The organism is Escherichia sp. KTE114, assembly GCF_000407765.1.
GTDB classification, from domain to species: Bacteria; Pseudomonadota; Gammaproteobacteria; order Enterobacterales; family Enterobacteriaceae; genus Escherichia; species Escherichia ruysiae.
In genome coordinates, this window is record NZ_KE136626.1 from 3,230,101 (window position 1) to 3,247,763 (window position 17,663).

General features: G+C 49.0%; 18 protein-coding genes and 2 tRNA genes. 13 read left to right on the forward strand and 7 right to left on the reverse strand.

Annotated features, from left to right (window positions below):
* Nucleotide 1 precedes the first annotated feature (1 nt).
* The 5 genes from sufC to ldtE all read left to right on the forward strand — a co-directional run bounded on the left by sufC (nt 2) and on the right by ldtE (nt 4,790).
* Complete coding sequence (gene sufC, locus WC5_RS05845; RefSeq protein ID WP_000948880.1) at nt 2-748, forward strand: Fe-S cluster assembly ATPase SufC; 747 nt, start codon at nt 2-4, stop codon at nt 746-748.
* Complete coding sequence (gene sufD, locus WC5_RS05840; RefSeq protein WP_000908089.1) at nt 723-1,994, forward strand: Fe-S cluster assembly protein SufD; 1,272 nt, start codon at nt 723-725, stop codon at nt 1,992-1,994. The genes sufC and sufD overlap by 26 nt, the downstream gene beginning before the upstream one ends.
* Nucleotides 1,991-3,211 carry a cysteine desulfurase SufS gene (gene sufS / locus WC5_RS05835; protein ID WP_016158184.1) on the forward strand — a complete coding sequence of 407 codons (1,221 nt, stop codon included), beginning with the start codon at nt 1,991-1,993 and terminating at the stop codon, nt 3,209-3,211. The genes sufD and sufS overlap by 4 nt, the downstream gene beginning before the upstream one ends.
* A 12-nt stretch (nt 3,212-3,223) precedes the next feature.
* The gene (gene sufE, locus WC5_RS05830) at nt 3,224-3,640 is read left to right on the forward strand and encodes a cysteine desulfuration protein SufE (RefSeq protein ID WP_000279732.1); all 417 of its coding nucleotides are present in this window, start codon (nt 3,224-3,226) and stop codon (nt 3,638-3,640) included.
* A 148-nt stretch (nt 3,641-3,788) separates the two neighbouring features.
* On the forward strand, nt 3,789-4,790 hold the full coding sequence (gene ldtE / locus WC5_RS05825) for a L,D-transpeptidase LdtE (protein WP_000817072.1): 1,002 nt from the start codon (nt 3,789-3,791) through the stop codon (nt 4,788-4,790).
* 63 nt (nt 4,791-4,853) lie between these two features.
* Here the strand turns inward: ldtE and lpp are convergent, their stop codons facing one another.
* The 3 genes from lpp to ynhH all read right to left on the reverse strand — a co-directional run bounded on the left by lpp (nt 4,854) and on the right by ynhH (nt 7,015).
* On the reverse strand, nt 4,854-5,090 hold the full coding sequence (gene lpp / locus WC5_RS05820; protein WP_000648420.1) for a murein lipoprotein Lpp: 237 nt from the start codon (nt 5,088-5,090) through the stop codon (nt 4,854-4,856).
* A gap of 310 nt (nt 5,091-5,400) precedes the next feature.
* Entirely contained in the window at nt 5,401-6,813 is a 1,413-nt protein-coding gene (gene pykF / locus WC5_RS05815) for a pyruvate kinase PykF (protein ID WP_010346010.1), read from the reverse strand.
* 7 nt (nt 6,814-6,820) lie between these two features.
* The gene (gene ynhH / locus WC5_RS25900; protein ID WP_242664678.1) at nt 6,821-7,015 is read right to left on the reverse strand and encodes a protein YnhH; all 195 of its coding nucleotides are present in this window, start codon (nt 7,013-7,015) and stop codon (nt 6,821-6,823) included.
* Between the two features lie 354 nt (nt 7,016-7,369).
* On the opposite strand from ynhH, the gene fumD reads away from it, so the two are divergent.
* The 7 genes from fumD (at nt 7,370) to ydhT (ending at nt 13,778) form a co-directional block, all read left to right on the forward strand.
* Nucleotides 7,370-7,579 (forward strand): fumarate hydratase FumD, encoded by a 210-nt coding sequence (gene fumD / locus WC5_RS05810; RefSeq protein WP_000528337.1) that lies wholly within the window; start codon nt 7,370-7,372, stop codon nt 7,577-7,579.
* A 456-nt stretch (nt 7,580-8,035) separates the two neighbouring features.
* Nucleotides 8,036-8,662 (forward strand): ferredoxin-like protein, encoded by a 627-nt coding sequence (locus tag WC5_RS05805; protein ID WP_001070270.1) that lies wholly within the window; start codon nt 8,036-8,038, stop codon nt 8,660-8,662.
* A gap of 20 nt (nt 8,663-8,682) precedes the next feature.
* Nucleotides 8,683-10,785, forward strand: a complete 2,103-nt coding sequence (locus WC5_RS05800; protein ID WP_001273565.1) for an aldehyde ferredoxin oxidoreductase — start codon at nt 8,683-8,685, stop codon at nt 10,783-10,785.
* A 12-nt stretch (nt 10,786-10,797) separates the two neighbouring features.
* Nucleotides 10,798-11,448, forward strand: a complete 651-nt coding sequence (locus tag WC5_RS05795) for a YdhW family putative oxidoreductase system protein (protein WP_001016357.1) — start codon at nt 10,798-10,800, stop codon at nt 11,446-11,448.
* 63 nt (nt 11,449-11,511) lie between these two features.
* Nucleotides 11,512-12,180 (forward strand): 4Fe-4S dicluster domain-containing protein, encoded by a 669-nt coding sequence (locus tag WC5_RS05790; RefSeq protein ID WP_016158190.1) that lies wholly within the window; start codon nt 11,512-11,514, stop codon nt 12,178-12,180.
* Nucleotides 12,177-12,962, forward strand: coding sequence for a thiosulfate reductase cytochrome B subunit (phsC, locus tag WC5_RS05785; RefSeq protein WP_001070018.1), 786 nt, complete (start codon nt 12,177-12,179; stop codon nt 12,960-12,962). Before WC5_RS05790 ends, phsC begins: the two co-directional genes overlap by 4 nt.
* 3 nt (nt 12,963-12,965) lie before the next feature.
* Nucleotides 12,966-13,778, forward strand: coding sequence for a protein YdhT (gene ydhT, locus WC5_RS05780; protein ID WP_024192231.1), 813 nt, complete (start codon nt 12,966-12,968; stop codon nt 13,776-13,778).
* Nucleotides 13,779-13,789: 11 nt separating this feature from the next.
* Here the strand turns inward: ydhT and WC5_RS05775 are convergent, their stop codons facing one another.
* The 4 genes from WC5_RS05775 to WC5_RS05760 all read right to left on the reverse strand — a co-directional run bounded on the left by WC5_RS05775 (nt 13,790) and on the right by WC5_RS05760 (nt 16,093).
* Nucleotides 13,790-15,394, reverse strand: a complete 1,605-nt coding sequence (locus WC5_RS05775) for an FAD-NAD(P)-binding protein (RefSeq protein ID WP_000716875.1) — start codon at nt 15,392-15,394, stop codon at nt 13,790-13,792.
* A gap of 125 nt (nt 15,395-15,519) precedes the next feature.
* Complete coding sequence (locus WC5_RS05770; RefSeq protein ID WP_000212641.1) at nt 15,520-15,825, reverse strand: monooxygenase; 306 nt, start codon at nt 15,823-15,825, stop codon at nt 15,520-15,522.
* A gap of 110 nt (nt 15,826-15,935) precedes the next feature.
* Nucleotides 15,936-16,012 (reverse strand) — tRNA-Val (locus WC5_RS05765).
* A 4-nt stretch (nt 16,013-16,016) separates the two neighbouring features.
* A tRNA-Val gene (locus tag WC5_RS05760) sits at nt 16,017-16,093 on the reverse strand.
* A gap of 307 nt (nt 16,094-16,400) precedes the next feature.
* On the opposite strand from WC5_RS05760, the gene WC5_RS05755 reads away from it, so the two are divergent.
* On the forward strand, nt 16,401-17,657 hold the full coding sequence (locus WC5_RS05755) for an AIDA repeat-containing protein (protein WP_000534314.1): 1,257 nt from the start codon (nt 16,401-16,403) through the stop codon (nt 17,655-17,657).
* Nucleotides 17,658-17,663: the final 6 nt, after the last annotated feature.

Below are 17,663 nucleotides of genomic sequence, written 5' to 3' on the forward strand. Positions count from 1 at the left end.
CATGTTAAGTATTAAAGATTTACACGTCAGCGTGGAAGATAAAGCTATCCTGCGCGGATTAAGCCTCGACGTTCGTCCCGGCGAAGTTCACGCCATTATGGGACCAAACGGTTCGGGCAAAAGTACCTTATCGGCAACCCTTGCCGGGCGTGAAGATTATGAAGTGACGGGCGGCACGGTGGTGTTTAAGGGCAAAGATTTGCTAGAGCTGTCGCCGGAAGATCGTGCAGGCGAAGGGATCTTTATGGCTTTCCAGTATCCGGTGGAAATCCCTGGCGTCAGTAACCAGTTTTTCCTGCAAACGGCGCTCAATGCGGTGCGTAGTTATCGCGGTCAGGAAACGCTCGACCGCTTCGATTTTCAGGATTTGATGGAAGAGAAAATCGCCCTGTTGAAGATGCCGGAAGATTTATTAACCCGTTCGGTTAACGTTGGTTTTTCCGGTGGCGAGAAAAAGCGCAACGATATTTTGCAAATGGCAGTGCTGGAGCCGGAGTTATGCATTCTTGATGAGTCGGACTCCGGGCTGGATATCGATGCATTAAAAGTGGTTGCCGATGGCGTGAACTCGCTGCGTGACGGCAAGCGTTCATTCATCATTGTTACGCACTACCAACGCATTCTTGACTACATCAAGCCTGATTACGTCCACGTGCTGTATCAGGGGCGAATTGTGAAATCCGGCGATTTCACGTTGGTCAAACAACTGGAGGAGCAGGGTTATGGCTGGCTTAGTGAACAGCAGTAACGTGCTGCAACAGTGGCATCACTTGTTTGAGGCTGAAGGGGCAAAACGCTCCCCGCAAGCTCAGCAGCATTTACAACAATTGCTGCGTACCGGTCTGCCGACGCGTAAACATGAGCACTGGAAATATACGCCGCTGGAAGGGCTGACCAATAGCCAGTTTGTCAGCATTGCGGGGGATATATCTCAAGAGCAGCGTGATGCCTTAGCCTTAACGTTAGACGCCGTGCGGCTGGTGTTTGTCGATGGACGTTACATGCCAGCACTTAGCGATGCAACTGAAGGCAGCGGATATGACGTGAGCATAAACGACGAACGCCAGGGGCTGCCCGATGCCATTCAGCCAGAAGTGTTTCTGCATCTGACGGAAAGCCTGGCGCAAAGCGTTACGCATATTGCTGTGAAGCGCGGTCAACGGCCTGCAAAGCCATTGCTGTTAATGCATATTACCCAGGGCGTGGCAGGTGAAGAGGTGAACACAGCCCATTACCGCCATCATCTGGATCTGGCGGAAGGCGCGGAAGCGACAGTGATTGAACATTTTGTCAGCCTTAATGATGCCCGCCATTTTACCGGCGCGCGCTTTACTATCAACCTCGCAGCGAACGCCCACTTGCAGCATATCAAGCTGGCGTTTGAAAACCCGGTCAGCCACCACTTTGCCCATAACGATTTGCTGCTGGCAGACGATGCCACCGCATCTAGCCACAGTTTTCTGCTTGGTGGCGCTGTGTTACGGCACAACACCAGTACGCAACTTAATGGCGAAAACAGTACGCTGCGGATTAATAGCCTGGCGATGCCGGTGAAAAATGAAGTGTGCGATACCCGCACCTGGCTGGAACACAATAAAGGTTTTTGTAACAGCCGCCAGTTGCACAAAACTATCGTCAGCGACAAAGGGCGCGCGGTATTTAATGGTTTGATTAACGTCGCGCAGTATGCCATCAAGACTGACGGCCAGATGACCAATAATAATCTGCTGATGGGCAAGCTGGCGGAAGTGGATACCAAACCGCAACTGGAAATTTATGCCGATGATGTGAAATGCAGCCACGGCGCAACGGTCGGGCGTATTGATGATGAGCAAATGTTCTATCTGCGTTCTCGCGGGATCAATCAGCAGGATGCCCAGCAGATGATCATCTATGCCTTTGCCGCCGAACTGACGGAAGCCTTGCGCGATGATGGTCTTAAACAGCAGGTGCTGGCTCGAATCGGCCAACGGCTGCCGGGAGGTGCAAGATGACTTTTTCCGTTGAGAAGGTGCGTGCCGATTTTCCGGTGCTCTCGCGTGAGGTAAACGGTTTGCCGCTGGCTTATCTCGACAGCGCCGCCAGTGCGCAGAAACCGAGCCAGGTGATTGACGCCGAGGCTGAGTTTTATCGTCACGGCTACGCGGCGGTGCATCGCGGTATTCATACGTTAAGCGCCCAGGCGACCGAGAAAATGGAGAACGTGCGTAAGCGTGCATCGCTGTTTATCAATGCCCGTTCGGCGGAAGAGCTGGTGTTCGTCCGTGGCACTACGGAAGGGATCAATCTAGTCGCCAATAGCTGGGGCAACAGCAACGTGCGGGCGGGCGATAACATCATCATCAGTCAGATGGAACACCACGCTAACATTGTTCCCTGGCAGATGCTTTGCGCGCGCGTTGGCGCAGAGTTGCGGGTGATCCCGCTTAACCCAGACGGCACGCTGCAACTGGAGACACTGCCTAATCTGTTTGATGAGAAAACCCGCCTGCTGGCGATTACTCACGTGTCTAATGTGCTGGGGACGGAAAATCCGCTGCCGGAAATGATCACACTTGCGCACCAGCATGGCGCAAAAGTGCTGGTGGATGGCGCTCAGGCAGTGATGCATCATCCGGTGGATGTGCAGGCGCTGGACTGCGACTTCTACGTTTTTTCCGGGCATAAACTGTATGGCCCCACCGGCATTGGAATTCTTTATGTTAAAGAGGCCTTGTTGCAGGAGATGCCGCCGTGGGAAGGGGGCGGCTCTATGATTGCCACCGTCAGCCTTAGCGAAGGTACTACCTGGACCAAAGCGCCGTGGCGGTTTGAGGCCGGCACGCCCAATACGGGGGGGATTATTGGTCTTGGTGCGGCGCTGGAGTATGTGTCAGCTCTGGGGCTTAACAACATTGCTGAGTACGAACAGAATCTGATGCATTACGCGCTGTCACAACTGACAGCGGTGCCGGATCTTACTCTGTATGGGCCACCGGACAGACTTGGCGTTATCGCCTTTAATCTCGGTAAACATCATGCCTATGATGTTGGCAGTTTTCTTGATAACTACGGTATCGCTGTGCGTACCGGCCATCACTGCGCGATGCCGTTGATGGCGTTTTATAACGTTCCGGCTATGTGTCGGGCGTCGTTGGCTATGTATAACACCCATGAAGAAGTGGATCGTCTGGTGACAGGATTGCAACGCATTCATCGTCTGCTGGGATAACAGGGAGGCTCTATGGCTGTATTGCCGGATAAAGAAAAATTGCTGCGTAATTTTTTACGCTGCGCCAACTGGGAAGAGAAATATCTCTACATTATTGAACTGGGTCAGCGTCTGCCGGAATTACGCGATGAAGACAGAAACCCGCAAAATAGTATTCAGGGCTGTCAGAGTCAGGTATGGATTGTAATGCGCCAGAATGCGCAGGGAATTATTGAATTGCAGGGCGACAGCGATGCCGCCATTGTGAAAGGGCTTATTGCGGTTGTTTTTATTCTCTACGACCAGATGACGCCGCAGGATATTGTTAATTTTGACGTGCGCCCGTGGTTTGAAAAAATGGCGCTCGCTCAGCATCTCACCCCATCTCGTTCACAAGGTCTGGAAGCGATGATTCGTGCAATCCGCGCCAAAGCCGCTGCACTTAGCTAAACTAAAGGAACAGCTTTCATCCGGATGACTCACATTGCCGGATGGTCGATGTTTACTCTGACCAGCACAGGAGTGTTTCGGCTTCAGGTAAGCAAAAGCGCCATCCGACGTCTTAGCGTGAGTCTCCGGCAAATACAGGAGGTTTACAATGAAACGCGCGTCTCTGCTTACACTGACTCTTATCGGCGCTTTTAGCGCCATACACGCTGCCTGGGCGGTAGATTACCCGCTCCCACCAAGCGGAAGCCGACTGGTTGGGCAAAATCAAACGTATACGGTGCAAGAGGGGGATAAAAACCTTCAGGCCATCGCCCGACGTTTTGATACTGCGGCAATGTTGATTCTGGAAGCCAATAACACCATCGCCCCGGTGCCAAAACCAGGTACGACGATAACCATTCCTTCACAACTGTTATTACCTGATGCGCCGCGTCAGGGGATCATCGTTAACCTTGCCGAGCTGCGTCTTTATTATTATCCGCCAGGAGAAAATATCGTGCAGGTCTACCCGATAGGCATTGGCTTGCAGGGACTGGAAACGCCAGTGATGGATACGCGGGTTGGGCAGAAAATCCCTAACCCTACCTGGACACCGACCGCTGGTATTCGGCAGCGTTCGCTGGAGCGTGGCATAAAATTACCGCCAGTCGTTCCAGCAGGGCCTAATAACCCACTAGGACGCTACGCAATGCGCCTGGCGCACGGCAATGGCGAATATCTCATTCATGGCACCAGTGCGCCGGACAGCGTCGGTTTGCGCGTCAGTTCCGGCTGTATTCGTATGAACGCACCGGATATTAAAGCCTTGTTCTCCAGTGTGCGGACGGGGACGCCGGTGAAAGTGATCAATGAGCCGGTGAAATACTCTGTAGAACCGAACGGAATGCGTTATGTGGAAGTGCATCGACCACTATCGGCAGAGGAACAGCAGAACGTTCAGACGATGCCGTATAAACTGCCCATTGGTTTTACGCAATTCAAAGATAATCAGGCTGTTGATCAGAAGCTGGTGGATAAAGCCTTATATCGTCGGGCGGGATATCCGGTCGCGGTAGGCAATGGAACGACACATGCCAGCAACGCGCCCGCAGTTGAGTCAGCTCAAAATGGCGAACCTGAGCAGGGCAATATGTTACGCGCGACACAATAACAGTAATTAGCAGGCAAAAAAAATGGCGCACAATGTGCGCCATTTTTCACTTCACAGGTACTATTACTTGCGGTATTTAGTAGCCATGTTGTCCAGACGCTGGTTAGCACGAGCTGCGTCATCTTTAGCAGCCTGAACGTCGGAACGCATTGCGTTCACGTCGTTGCTCAGCTGGTCAACTTTAGCGTTCAGAGTCTGAACGTCAGAAGACAGCTGATCGATTTTAGCGTTGCTGGAGCAACCTGCCAGCAGAGTAGAACCCAGGATTACCGCGCCCAGTACCAGTTTAGTAGCTTTCATTATTAATACCCTCTAGATTGAGTTAATCTCCATGTAGCGTTACAAGTATTACACAAAGTTTTTTATGTTGAGAATATTTTTTTGATGGGAAGGCACTTATTTTTGATCGTTCGCTCAAAGAAACATCGAACGCTGGGTTTTAGATAAAAAAATTGAGAGAAAACAGGATGCTTCCATCGGATTCATCTTAGATAAAGTGAGATTATATAGTGAAATCCGATTTGATTTTTTATTGCTTCTGGTTATCGATTAAATAAAAAAAGCGCCCATCAGGGCGCTTGGATATACAAATTAATTCACAAAAGCAATATTACAGGACGTGAACAGATGCGGTGTTGGTAGTGCCGCTCGGTACAAGTGCACCGGAAACCATTACTACTACGTCACCTTTGTGCGCCAGACCGCTCTGCAGAGCCAGTTCTTTACCCAGACGGTAGAAATCATCAGTAGAAGTGATCTCTTTGACCAGCTGCGGCACAACGCCTTTGCTCAGTACCAGCTGATGTGCAGTTTTTTCGTTCGTGGTCAGCGCCAGGATGGTTGCATCCGGGAAGTATTTACGCACTGCACGAGCAGATTTACCGCCCTGGGTTGCTACAACGATCAGCGGAGCATCCAGTTTTTCAGCAGTTTCAACCGCACCACGGCAAACTGCTTCGGTAATGCGCAGTTTACGGTTGTCGTTGTTGAACTCGAGACGGCTGTTCATCACGCGGTCGGTACGTTCGCAAATGGTTGCCATGATAGAAACAGCTTCCAGTGGGTATTTACCTTTTGCGGATTCACCAGACAGCATTACTGCGTCAGTACCGTCGAGGATGGCGTTCGCGACGTCACCGGCTTCTGCGCGGGTCGGACGTGGGTTTTTGATCATGGAATCCAGCATCTGGGTCGCAGTGATAACGACTTTACGTGCGCGGATACATTTTTCGATCATCATCTTCTGGGCGAAGATAACTTCTTCAACCGGGATTTCTACACCCAGGTCGCCACGAGCAACCATGATGCCGTCAGAGGCTTCGAGGATTTCGTCGAAGTTGTTGAGGCCTTCCTGGTTTTCGATTTTGGAGATGATTTGGATGTTTTCGCCGCCGTGCGCTTTCAGGTGTTCACGGATTTCGATAACGTCAGAACGCTTACGGATAAAGGAAGCAGCAACAAAGTCTACGCCTTGTTCGCAACCAAAGATGAGATCCTGTTTGTCTTTTTCAGCCAGTGCCGGCAGGGCAATAGAAACGCCAGGCAGGTTCACACCTTTGTTTTCGCCCAGGTCACCGTTGTTCAGTACCTTACAGATAACTTTGTTACCTTCAATGGCGGTAACTTCCATACCGATCAGACCATCGTCAACCAGTACGGTGTTGCCGACGGACAGGTCAGAAGTGAAACCTTCATAAGTTACCGCAACCATTTCGCTGTTGCCGATAACAGATTTGTCAGTGGTGAAAGTAAAGGTCTGGCCTGCTTTCAGAGAAACGTCATTACCGCCTTCCAGTTTCATGGTGCGGATTTCCGGACCTTTGGTATCGAGCAGGATAGCGGCAGTTTTGCCGGTTTTGCTCATCACGTTGCGCAGATTCTGAATGCGCTGACCGTGTTCTGCATAGTCACCATGAGAGAAGTTCAGACGCATGACGTTCATGCCCGCGTCCAGCATTTTAGCTAACATCTCTTCAGATTCGGTTTTTGGTCCGATGGTGCAAACAATTTTGGTCTTTTTCATGACAGTCTTAGTCTTTAAGTTGAGAAGGATAGGAGAAACTTGCTTTCTGGGCGCACTGCCGGAAAGCGAATCCGGTATTACGAAAGTGATGGTGCCTCGCTCTAAGGATAGGTGACATCGAAAAAGCGTGCAGAGGAATGTGTGCTTGTGTCTCAGCCCAACGTGAGTGCCTGTTTTTGAGTCGTTGAGTTCTACAGTCCAAAGTGCTGAAACCATTCAAGAGTCAATTGGCGCGCATTATACGCTGAAATTAATCCAAAAGGAAAACAAAAACAGCGTTTCAAAAAATATACAAGTCTCCAGACAATAAATTGTTATCAAAGATTTAACGTTACAGGGAAAAGATTACGCAAAAACTTCGTTGTTTGCGCAACATCACGAGGTAAGGTCGCCAGCCTGGGGAGTAGTGAATGTTCATCAGGTGTATAAATACACCATCGCTCAATCACTACAGTCAAAATAGTTTATAACGTTATTTATATGATTTTGTTTGATTTTTGTTTAATTGATTAGATTGATATATGCTGATAGTTGGCATGATAAATAGGTACAAAGAATGGGAAATCGGACAAAAGATGACGAACTGTACCGCGAGATGTGCAGGGTAGTCGGTAAAGTTGTGCTGGAAATGCGCGATTTGGGGCAGGAACCAAAACATATTGTCATCGCTGGCGTATTACGCACGGCTTTAGCCAATAAACGTATTCAACGCAGCGAACTGGAAAAACAGGCGATGGAAACCGTCATTAACGCGCTGGTAAAATGACCATTCAGGATGAAGTGCAACACTTCATCCTGATATGTTTATTTCAATCGCAGCCACAGCTAATTTTCATAAATAGCAACTGATGAAATTATATGAGTTTCGATATGTATTAAAGTGCATAACGGGAATGTTATTTTTATTTTCTGGAATGAATATCACAAATAATTGTCACTTAAATGAAATTAATTTCAGATGATAATAAATATCAGTTCACTTTTAATTTCTCACTTTGTGAATTTAATTGATAATGATCAATGTTAAGCCCTCAGAATAATCACATTATTTTTTCTCCTAACCATAAAGGATTAGTTTATTGGCGTTAATTCTTTTCTCATGCACTATCAGGTTAGGGAAAATATCTGGTGTTGGGGACAGAGTCAGCAGCGTATTAGTTGAATGCTTAATATCAGGCTGTTGAATTGTCAGCACTGTGTTTGCGAAGAGGATGCGAAATAAATGAACCCGGTTGGTCGTCCACTATTAGATATTGGCTTAACGCGATTAGAATTCTTGCGTATATCAGGAAAGGGTCTTGCTGGTTTAACGATAGCCCCTGCGTTACTGTCACTTTTGGGTTGCAAGCAGGAAGATATTGATAGCGGTACGGTAGGGTTGATAAATACGCCCAAAGGCGTGCTGGTTACCCAGCGAGCGCGATGCACAGGCTGCCATCGCTGTGAAATCTCTTGTACTAACTTCAATGATGGCTCAGTGGGCACTTTTTTCTCCCGCATCAAAATTCATCGCAATTATTTCTTTGGCGACAATGGGATAGGATCAGGCGGTGGTCTGTATGGCGATCTGAACTATACCGCTGACACCTGTCGTCAATGCAAAGATCCGCAATGCATGAACGTATGCCCGATTGGCGCGATTACCTGGCAGCAGGAAGAAGGCTGTATTGTCGTCGATCATAAACGTTGTATTGGTTGTAGCGCCTGTACCACTGCATGTCCGTGGATGATGGCTACCGTAAATACCGAAAGTAAAAAATCCTCGAAATGTGTGTTATGTGGTGAATGTGCAAACGCCTGCCCAACAGGGGCGTTAAAAATTATCGAGTGGAAAGATATTACTGTGTGAATCTTGCAAAGGAAAAAATCATGGCTAACGGTTGGACAGGTAATATATTAAGAGTTAATCTCACGACAGGAAATATTACCCTCGAAGATTCCAGTAAGTTTAAAAGTTTTGTTGGTGGCATGGGATTCGGCTACAAAATTATGTATGACGAAGTACCGCCAGGCACTAAACCTTTCGATGAAGCAAATAAATTAGTCTTTGCTACCGGGCCATTAACTGGCTCTGGTGCTCCCTGTAGTTCTCGCGTAAATATCACTTCGCTTTCCACCTTTACCAAAGGGAATTTAGTTGTTGATGCCCATATGGGAGGCTTTTTTGCCGCGCAAATGAAATTCGCTGGATACGACGTTATTATTATCGAAGGGAAAGCGAAATCACCGGTTTGGCTGAATATTAAAGATGACAAAGTTACCCTCGAAAAAGCAGATTTCCTATGGGGTAAAGGGACGCGAGCCACGACGGAAGAGATTTGTCGCTTGACCAGCCCGGAAACCTGTGTGGCAGCTATTGGTCAGGCAGGTGAAAACCTTGTGCCGCTCTCTGGCATGTTGAATAGCCGTAATCACAGCGGCGGCGCGGGAACTGGCGCAATAATGGGTTCGAAAAACCTCAAAGCGATTGCAGTTGAAGGGACTAAAGGGGTCAACATTGCCGATCGTCAGGAGATGAAACGTCTCAATGACTACATGATGACCGAACTTATCGGTGCGAATAACAACCATGTGGTGCCAAGTACGCCGCAATCGTGGGCGGAGTACTCCGATCCCAAGTCTCGCTGGACGGCGCGTAAAGGTCTGTTCTGGGGAGCGGCGGAAGGTGGCCCGATTGAAACGGGCGAGATCCCGCCAGGCAATCAAAATACCGTGGGTTTTCGCACCTATAAATCCGTTTTTGACTTAGGTCCGGCAGCAGAGAAATACACGGTAAAAATGAGCGGCTGCCACTCTTGCCCGATTCGTTGTATGACCCAGATGAACATTCCTCGGGTCAAAGAGTTCGGCGTGCCCAGCACCGGCGGTAATACTTGTGTAGCAAACTTTGTCCATACCACCATCTTCCCGAACGGGCCGAAAGATTTTGAAGATAAAGACGATGGTCGCGTCATTGGCAATCTGGTTGGTCTGAATCTGTTCGATGACTACGGTCTGTGGTGTAACTACGGACAGCTACATCGAGATTTTACGTATTGCTACAGCAAAGGCGTGTTCAAACGCGTTCTGCCTGCTGATGAGTATGCGGAAATTCGCTGGGATCAGCTGGAAGCGGGCGACGTTAACTTCATTAAAGATTTTTACTACCGTCTGGCGCATCGCGTGGGTGAGTTGAGCCACCTGGCTGATGGCTCATATGCCATTGCGGAACGCTGGAATTTGGGCGAAGAGTATTGGGGCTACGCGAAAAATAAACTCTGGTCGCCGTTTGGCTATCCGGTTCATCATGCTAATGAAGCCTCGGCGCAAGTTGGTTCCATTGTTAACTGCATGTTCAACCGCGATTGCATGACGCACACCCACATTAACTTTATTGGCTCCGGTCTGCCGTTGAAATTGCAGCGTGAAGTGGCGAAAGAGCTTTTTGGCTCTGAAGATGCTTACGACGAAACCAAAAACTACACGCCGATCAATGACGCAAAAATTAAATATGCCAAATGGTCGCTGTTGCGGGTCTGTTTGCATAACGCCGTCACCCTGTGCAACTGGGTCTGGCCAATGACCGTTTCGCCGCTGAAGAGCCGTAATTACCGTGGTGACCTTGCTTTAGAAGCCAAATTCTTCAAAGCGATCACCGGTGAAGAGATGACCCAGGAAAAATTAGATTTAGCCGCTGAACGTATATTTACACTGCATCGCGCTTACACGGTAAAACTGATGCAAACCAAAGATATGCGTAACGAGCACGATCTTATTTGCTCCTGGGTATTCGACAAGGATCCGCAGATCCCGGTCTTTACTGAAGGAACTGACAAAATGGATCGCGACGATATGTACGCGTCTCTCACGATGTTCTACAAGGAAATGGGCTGGGATCCACAGCTCGGTTGCCCGACACGTGAAACGTTGCAACGTTTGGGGCTGGAAGATATTGCCACCGATCTGGCTGCACACAATCTGCTTCCAGCATAAGGAATGGGTGAGATGAACCATCAGGATGAGTTGCCGCTATCCGGAGTCAGCGACGTTGACGAGGCGAAGCGTCAATGGTTGCAGGGTATGCGTCACACCGGAGATACGGTCAGTGAAGACGTCGCAGAACCAGAACCGACAGAAGTTCTGGCAGAGTTTATCCGCCAGCATTCGGCTGCGGGTCAACTGGTGGCGCATGCCGTGTTTCTCTCGCCGCCATATTCGGTTGCTGAAGAGGATCTGTCTTTTTTGCTGGAAGGCATAAAACAGAACGGAGACTACGCGGATATCGCCTGTATCACGGGAACTCACGATGATTACTATTACTCAACGCAGGCCATGAGCGAAAACTACGCGGCGATGTCTTTGCAAGTTGTGGAGCAGGACATTTGTCGCGCCATTGCTCACGTCGTTCGCTTTGAGTGCCAGACGTACCCGCGACCCTACAAAGTCGCCATGCTGAGGCAAACGCCATATTACTTCCAGGAAGCGCAAATTGAAGCCGCGATCGCCGCGATGGATGTTGCCCCTGAATATGCCGATATACGCCAGGTGGAGTCATCGACGGCGGTGCTGTACCTGTTTAGCGAGCGGTATATGAGCTATGGCAAGGCTTATGGTTTATGCGAATGGCTTGAGGTTGAGCAGTTTCAGAATCCCTGAAATTTCAGGGAAATGTCATGGACAGGGTGGACAGTTGCAGCCACTGCATTAGGGGATAATCAGATGTCCTTCACTCGACGCAAATTTGTTCTGGGGATGGGAACAGTAATCTTTTTTACTGGCTCTGCGTCTTCTCTGTTAGCGAACACCAGGCAAGAAAAGGAAGTTCGGTATGCCATGATTCACGATGAGTCACGGTGCAATGGTTGTAATATTTGCGCCCGAGCATGTCGCAAGACCAATCACGTTCCGGCCCAGGGAAGCCGTTTATCGATAGCACACATTCCAGTTACCGATAACGACAACGAAACGCAATATCACTTTTTTCGCCAGTCATGCCAGCACTGTGAAGATGCTCCTTGCATCGACGTTTGCCCAACAGGGGCGTCGTGGCGTGATGAGCAGGGGATCGTACGGGTAGAAAAATCGCAGTGTATCGGCTGCAGTTATTGCATTGGCGCTTGCCCGTATCAGGTTCGTTACCTTAACCCTGTGACTAAAGTGGCGGATAAATGTGATTTCTGCGCCGAGTCCCGGCTGGCAAAAGGTTTTCCGCCCATTTGCGTCAGCGCCTGCCCGGAACACGCATTGATCTTTGGTCGCGAAGATAGCCCAGAAATTCAGGCGTGGTTACAGGGAAATAAATACTATCAATATCAGCTACCTGGTGCCGGGAAACCGCATTTGTATCGCCGGTTCGGTCAACATTTGATTAAGAAGGAAAATGTATGAACCCGTCGCAAAATGCTGAACAGTTTCAGATCCAGTTGGCGAACTATGTGCCACAGTTCACTCCGGAATTTTGGCCGGTGTGGTTGATCATTGCCGGAGTATTGCTGGTTGGGATGTGGTTGGTGCTGGGGCTGCATGCCTTGCTTCGTGCTCGTGGCGTGAAGAAATCAGTCACCGATTATGGTGAGAAGATTTATCTTTACAGCAAAGCGGTCAGATTATGGCACTGGTCGAATGCGTTACTCTTTGTATTGTTGCTGGCAAGTGGGCTGATAAATCACTTTGCGCTGGTGGGCGCAACTGCGGTTAAAAGTCTGGTTGCGGTGCATGAAGTTTGCGGATTTTTGTTACTCGCATGCTGGCTCGGCTTTGTGCTGATCAATGCCGTTGGGGGTAATGGTCACCACTATCGCATTCGTCGTCAGGGGTGGCTGGAGCGAGCGGCAAAACAAACGCGATTTTATTTGTTTGGCATTATGCAGGGGGAAGAACATCCTTTCCCGGCAACAACCCAGTCTAAATTTAATCCCTTACAGCAGGTCGCCTATGTTGGTGTCATGTATGGATTGCTGCCGTTGTTACTGGTGACGGGGCTGTTGTGTCTCTATCCGCAAGCCGTGGGAGATGTGTTTCCTGGCGTAAGATACTGGTTATTGCAGGCGCATTTTGCTCTGGCATTTATAAGCCTCTTTTTTATCTTCGGTCATCTTTATCTTTGCACCACGGGGCGTACGCCACACGAAACCTTTAAATGTATGATCGATGGCTATCACCGACATTAACGTATGATCATTACGCGAGAGAACCTGCGAGAGTGGCGTGTAGGAGCGGTAATGTACCGCTGGTTTTTGCGCCATTTTCCGCAGGACGGCAGCTATGCCGATGTTCACCATGCGCTGATCGACGAAGGGTATACGGACTGGGCAGATAGTCTGGTTGAGTATGCATGGAACAAATGGCTGACAGACGAAAACTTTGCCCGCCAGGAAGTTTCCTCTATGCAAAAGCAGGTCACAGAACCGGTGGAACCAACATTTTGCCGCCAGCTCTCCAGTGCCGAGGATAACGCACGCGTCGGGTGTTGCGACGATAACGCCAGAATAGTTACAGCAGGTTATGCGGCGCAAATTGCCAGCACGGGCTACAGCGTACGGATGGCTAGTGTGGGTTTTAACAGCCATATTGGCAGCTCAGGCGAGCGTGCCCGCGTGGCAGTGGCGGGTAACTCGACTCGAATCAGCAGTGCCGGAGAGGGTAGCCGTATTGCGAATGCCGGGATGCGAGTACGCGTCTGTACTCCCGGTGAAAGATGTCATGTTGCCAGTAATGGCGATCTGGTACAAATTGCCAGCTTTGGCGCAAACGCGAAAATTGCTAACAGCGGTGATAATGTTCACATCATTGCCAGCGGTGCTAACTCAACAGTAGTCAGTACGGGCGTGGTTGACTCGATTGTCCTCGGGCCAGGTGGCAGCGCCGCACTGGCATATCATGACGGCGAAAGAGTGCGCTTCGCCGTCGCCATTGAAGGTGAAAACAATATCCGTGCCGGAGTCCGCTATCGTCTCAATGAACAGCATCAGTTTGTTGAGTGCTGATAGCTTTATCTTTAATCAACCGAAAGACGCCGACGTGCACGGGATGCAGGTTTTACGATGGCCTGCGCCATAGCCTCGCCAATTTCTGCACAAGCCGTAAGTCCCTGGACGAAAGGCCGGTTGTGCATCAGCCAGGGTAAAGCACCGAACGCCACGCGACCACGAACTTCTTCAGGTTGCTGTAGCGTATAATCTTCACCAACATCAGGGATTTCCTCGCCTGTTTTCTGCAATTGTTCGCGTAGCCCAGGGAAAGGAATATCTTTCACTTTGAGTGGACGTTGACCTCGGGCATCAATAAAAACATCAAACGAGTAGCTGTTATCCGCTGTTTTCAGAATTGTGCGTGTTTCGTTGTTTTCCATCTCGTAGTCCTCACCGAGGGAGAGAATATGAATGATCCCCGCTTCGCGTAAGGCCAGTAATCGTCTTATAGATTCTGAAGGGATTGCCGCATAATTATCGATAAAGACTCTGGCAAGACCTTTACTGAATCGCTTATGGTCGTGTTCATTCAGATGCGGCACAATTTCCTGTACAGCTTCATGCAAACGCAGAATGACATAACGCCAGGGGACGGTATGTTTTTGCCGTTTATTTTGCTCGACTTCGGCTAAGTTTTCTTCCGCCCAGCCAAAAGGGTCATGCTGTTTACGCTCGGCAAACCAGGTTTGCGCAAAGGTATCGACATTGAGACGTTCTAACGCTATGCGTTGGCTCCAGCCTGGATCGACAGAATTAATTTCTTGCTGTATCAATTTGAATACCCGATCCAACAGGCCTTCCGCACCTTTTTCTATTTCTGTATTTAAGGCCTGTTCTGTGACGATGCGTAACGGTTCGTAGGGGATGGGACAATAGAAATCGGCTTCCGGTAAAATGCCCGTGCGCGACATCAACGTAATGTGCAGATTTTCACTGTTGCTATCACGTTGAAAGCTAACTCGTTGTTTATCTTCTTCAATAAACGAACCATGCTGAATGGCCACTGCCATTGCCGCATCCAGTCCGCTCAAGGATGTTCCCATAATACCCACGTTACAGGCATCGACCTTTGCTTCCATCAGGCCCGACCACGGGCTGGGAAAATACGTTCGGGTTGCTTCTTCTTCATCAGGCCAGACGTGACCGGTGGCTATTACCGCTAAATCAAACGTCTCTGTGGGTAAATCCTGATTTGTAGCAAGCATCACGCCAGCATTTGTAATTTGCAGATCGGTAACCTGGCATGATTCATAAACAGCCACTTCAAATTTTTGCTGTCGCGCCTGATCTACTAATCGTAAAAATCGATCGCGGAAATATTCTCCCAACAGAATTCGCGGTAAAAACTGACGGTCGTGCAAGGTTTCCTTTTTAACGCCGTAACGTTGAAGATGGCTGGCATCTTGCTTTTGTAACCATTCCAGATAAGTACAATAAATCGTTGGTATTTCAATGCTGGCAATATTTACCAGCATTAATTTAGAGTTTTCTTCGTCGTTGTACGGCATCCCGACACCAGCCTCGTCAGCCTGTTCGAAGATGGAAATAGAAAGTGGCGTTGGTTGCTGTAATAGCGAGAAGAGAGTGTAGATCCCTGTTGGCCCGGCACCCACAATGGCGATTTTTTTCATCATTACTTACCTGTATGTATTCTTTTGAATTTAGTGTTATCAGATAAGTTTGGTTGAAATCTTTAGAAAATGAGAAATTTCAGACAGGGATGAAAAGGGCGCCAACCGCCCTTCATGGAGACTTGTCAGGCGAGTTTTGCCTGATTGATTTTACTTAATGGTTCATTGACATCGAAAACTTTGGCGATAACTTCTGCAACGCCGAGGTTCTTCAGACGGGCAGTATGTTTATCCAGATAGGCAAGGGCACTTTTTTCATCAGTAAAAAGATAGATGCCACCAGCTTCGCGGTTCTTTTCACTTTCTGTCCACACTTTCCACAGAAAACCAGGTTCCTGATTAATCGACTCGGCAAGCGGTTTAAGCTGTTCGGCCATTTCATCGCCAAAGGGGCCATTAAATGCAAAGTGAATCTGTAACAAAGTCGCCATAGCGATTCTCCTTCTGATAACACATACAAAACAGTATAAATTTTTTAATGTGTTGGATACAGAGAAGAAACAAGGGAATACAAGGAGAGAGGAGACCAGACTAAAAAATCTGGTGCGTCCGAGTGGACTCGAACCACCGACCCCCACCATGTCAAGGTGGTGCTCTAACCAACTGAGCTACGGACGCAGGATGGTGCGTTCAATTGGACTCGAACCAACGACCCCCACCATGTCAAGGTGGTGCTCTAACCAACTGAGCTATGAACGCAACGTTGTAGGTGACAACGGGGACGAATATTAGCGGCAGAGTGGGAAGGTGGCAAGAGGCAAAGCGTAATTTTCTGCGGTATTTCGACCGTTTGCAGAGCTTTTAAGCAAATTGGCTATATTTTGTTGATTTGCAAGGGTGATTTTTGGTCAGAGTCATTTTCACATCTGACACAACCCACTATCTCACGCATCAGGATATAAACCGAGTCGTTTGCCAGCAAATCAATTCTATCGTGGATAAATCCTCCGTAGCCTTTACACTTAGGTAGCGATAAGGGCACACAGATGCAGCAAAGGAATAAATCATGGGATCTGATGCAAAAAACTTGATGAGCGGCGGGAAAGTGCAAATTGTTAAGACCGGCGAGGTCATTAGCGCGACTCAACTCACTGACGGTGAGTTGCTCGTTGAGACAGGCGGAAGAGCTGAAAACACCGTAGTGACAGATGCGGGCTGGCTGAAAGTGGAAACTGGTGGGATCGTCAGAGGCACACAATATGGCAACAATGGCACGTTATCAGTCGGTGACGGTGCAATTGCCACAGACATCGTTCAGTCCGACGGTGGAGCAATTAGCCTCTCAACGCTCGCTACTGTTAATGGCCGCCATCCCGAAGGAGAATTTAGCGTTGATCAGGGCTACGCCTGCGGTTTGTTACTGGAGAATGGCGGTAACCTGCGCGTACTGGAAGGCCATCGGGCAGAAAAAATTATTCTCGATCAGGCTGGTGGTTTATTGGTCAACGGGACGACTTCATCTGCAATAGTGGATGATGGCGGTGAATTGCTGGTTTACCCTGGTGGAGAAGCTTTCAACAGCGCAATTAACCAGGGCGGAGTCTTTATGCTGGCGGGGAAAGCCTGCGATACGACGCTTGCGGGCGGGGCCATGAATAACATAGGCGGAGAAGATATTCATACCCTCGTTGAGAACGAAGCCGTTTATCGCCTTGGGACAGACGGTCTACAGCTCTATAGCTCCGGTAAGACAAAGGATTTGGCGGTTAATGCCGGAGGCCGTGCTGAAATTCATGCTGGTACGCTGGAAAATGCACTGCTGAAAGGTGGCTCGATGATTGTCATGTCTCCCACCAGCGCGGACGATAAATTTGTCGTGGAAGAGGATTGTGCGCCAGTTGAACTGATGGGGAGCGTTGCCGTACAAGAAGGTAGCTCTTTGATTATTGGTTACGGTGCTGATTTACAACAGTCAACGGTTACGGTACAGCTGGGGGGCGTGATGATCCTCGATGGCAGTACGGTAAAAGGTGACAATGTCACTTTTCGTGTTGGTGAATTAAACCTTGATGGCGGAAAAGTTTGGCTGATCACGGCAGCAGCCACACATGTGCAACTGAAAGTGAAACGTCTGCACGGAGAGGGAACGATTTGCCTGCAAACCAGCGCGAAAGAAATTTCACCTGACTTCATCAATGTGAAAGGGGAAGTTAGTGGCAATATCCTCGTTGAGATAACGGATGCCAGTCGGCAACCAATTTGCGGTGCGCTTAAACTGCAACCTGACGAAGACAGGATTGGCGCAACGCTCCAGCCCGAATAAAAACTA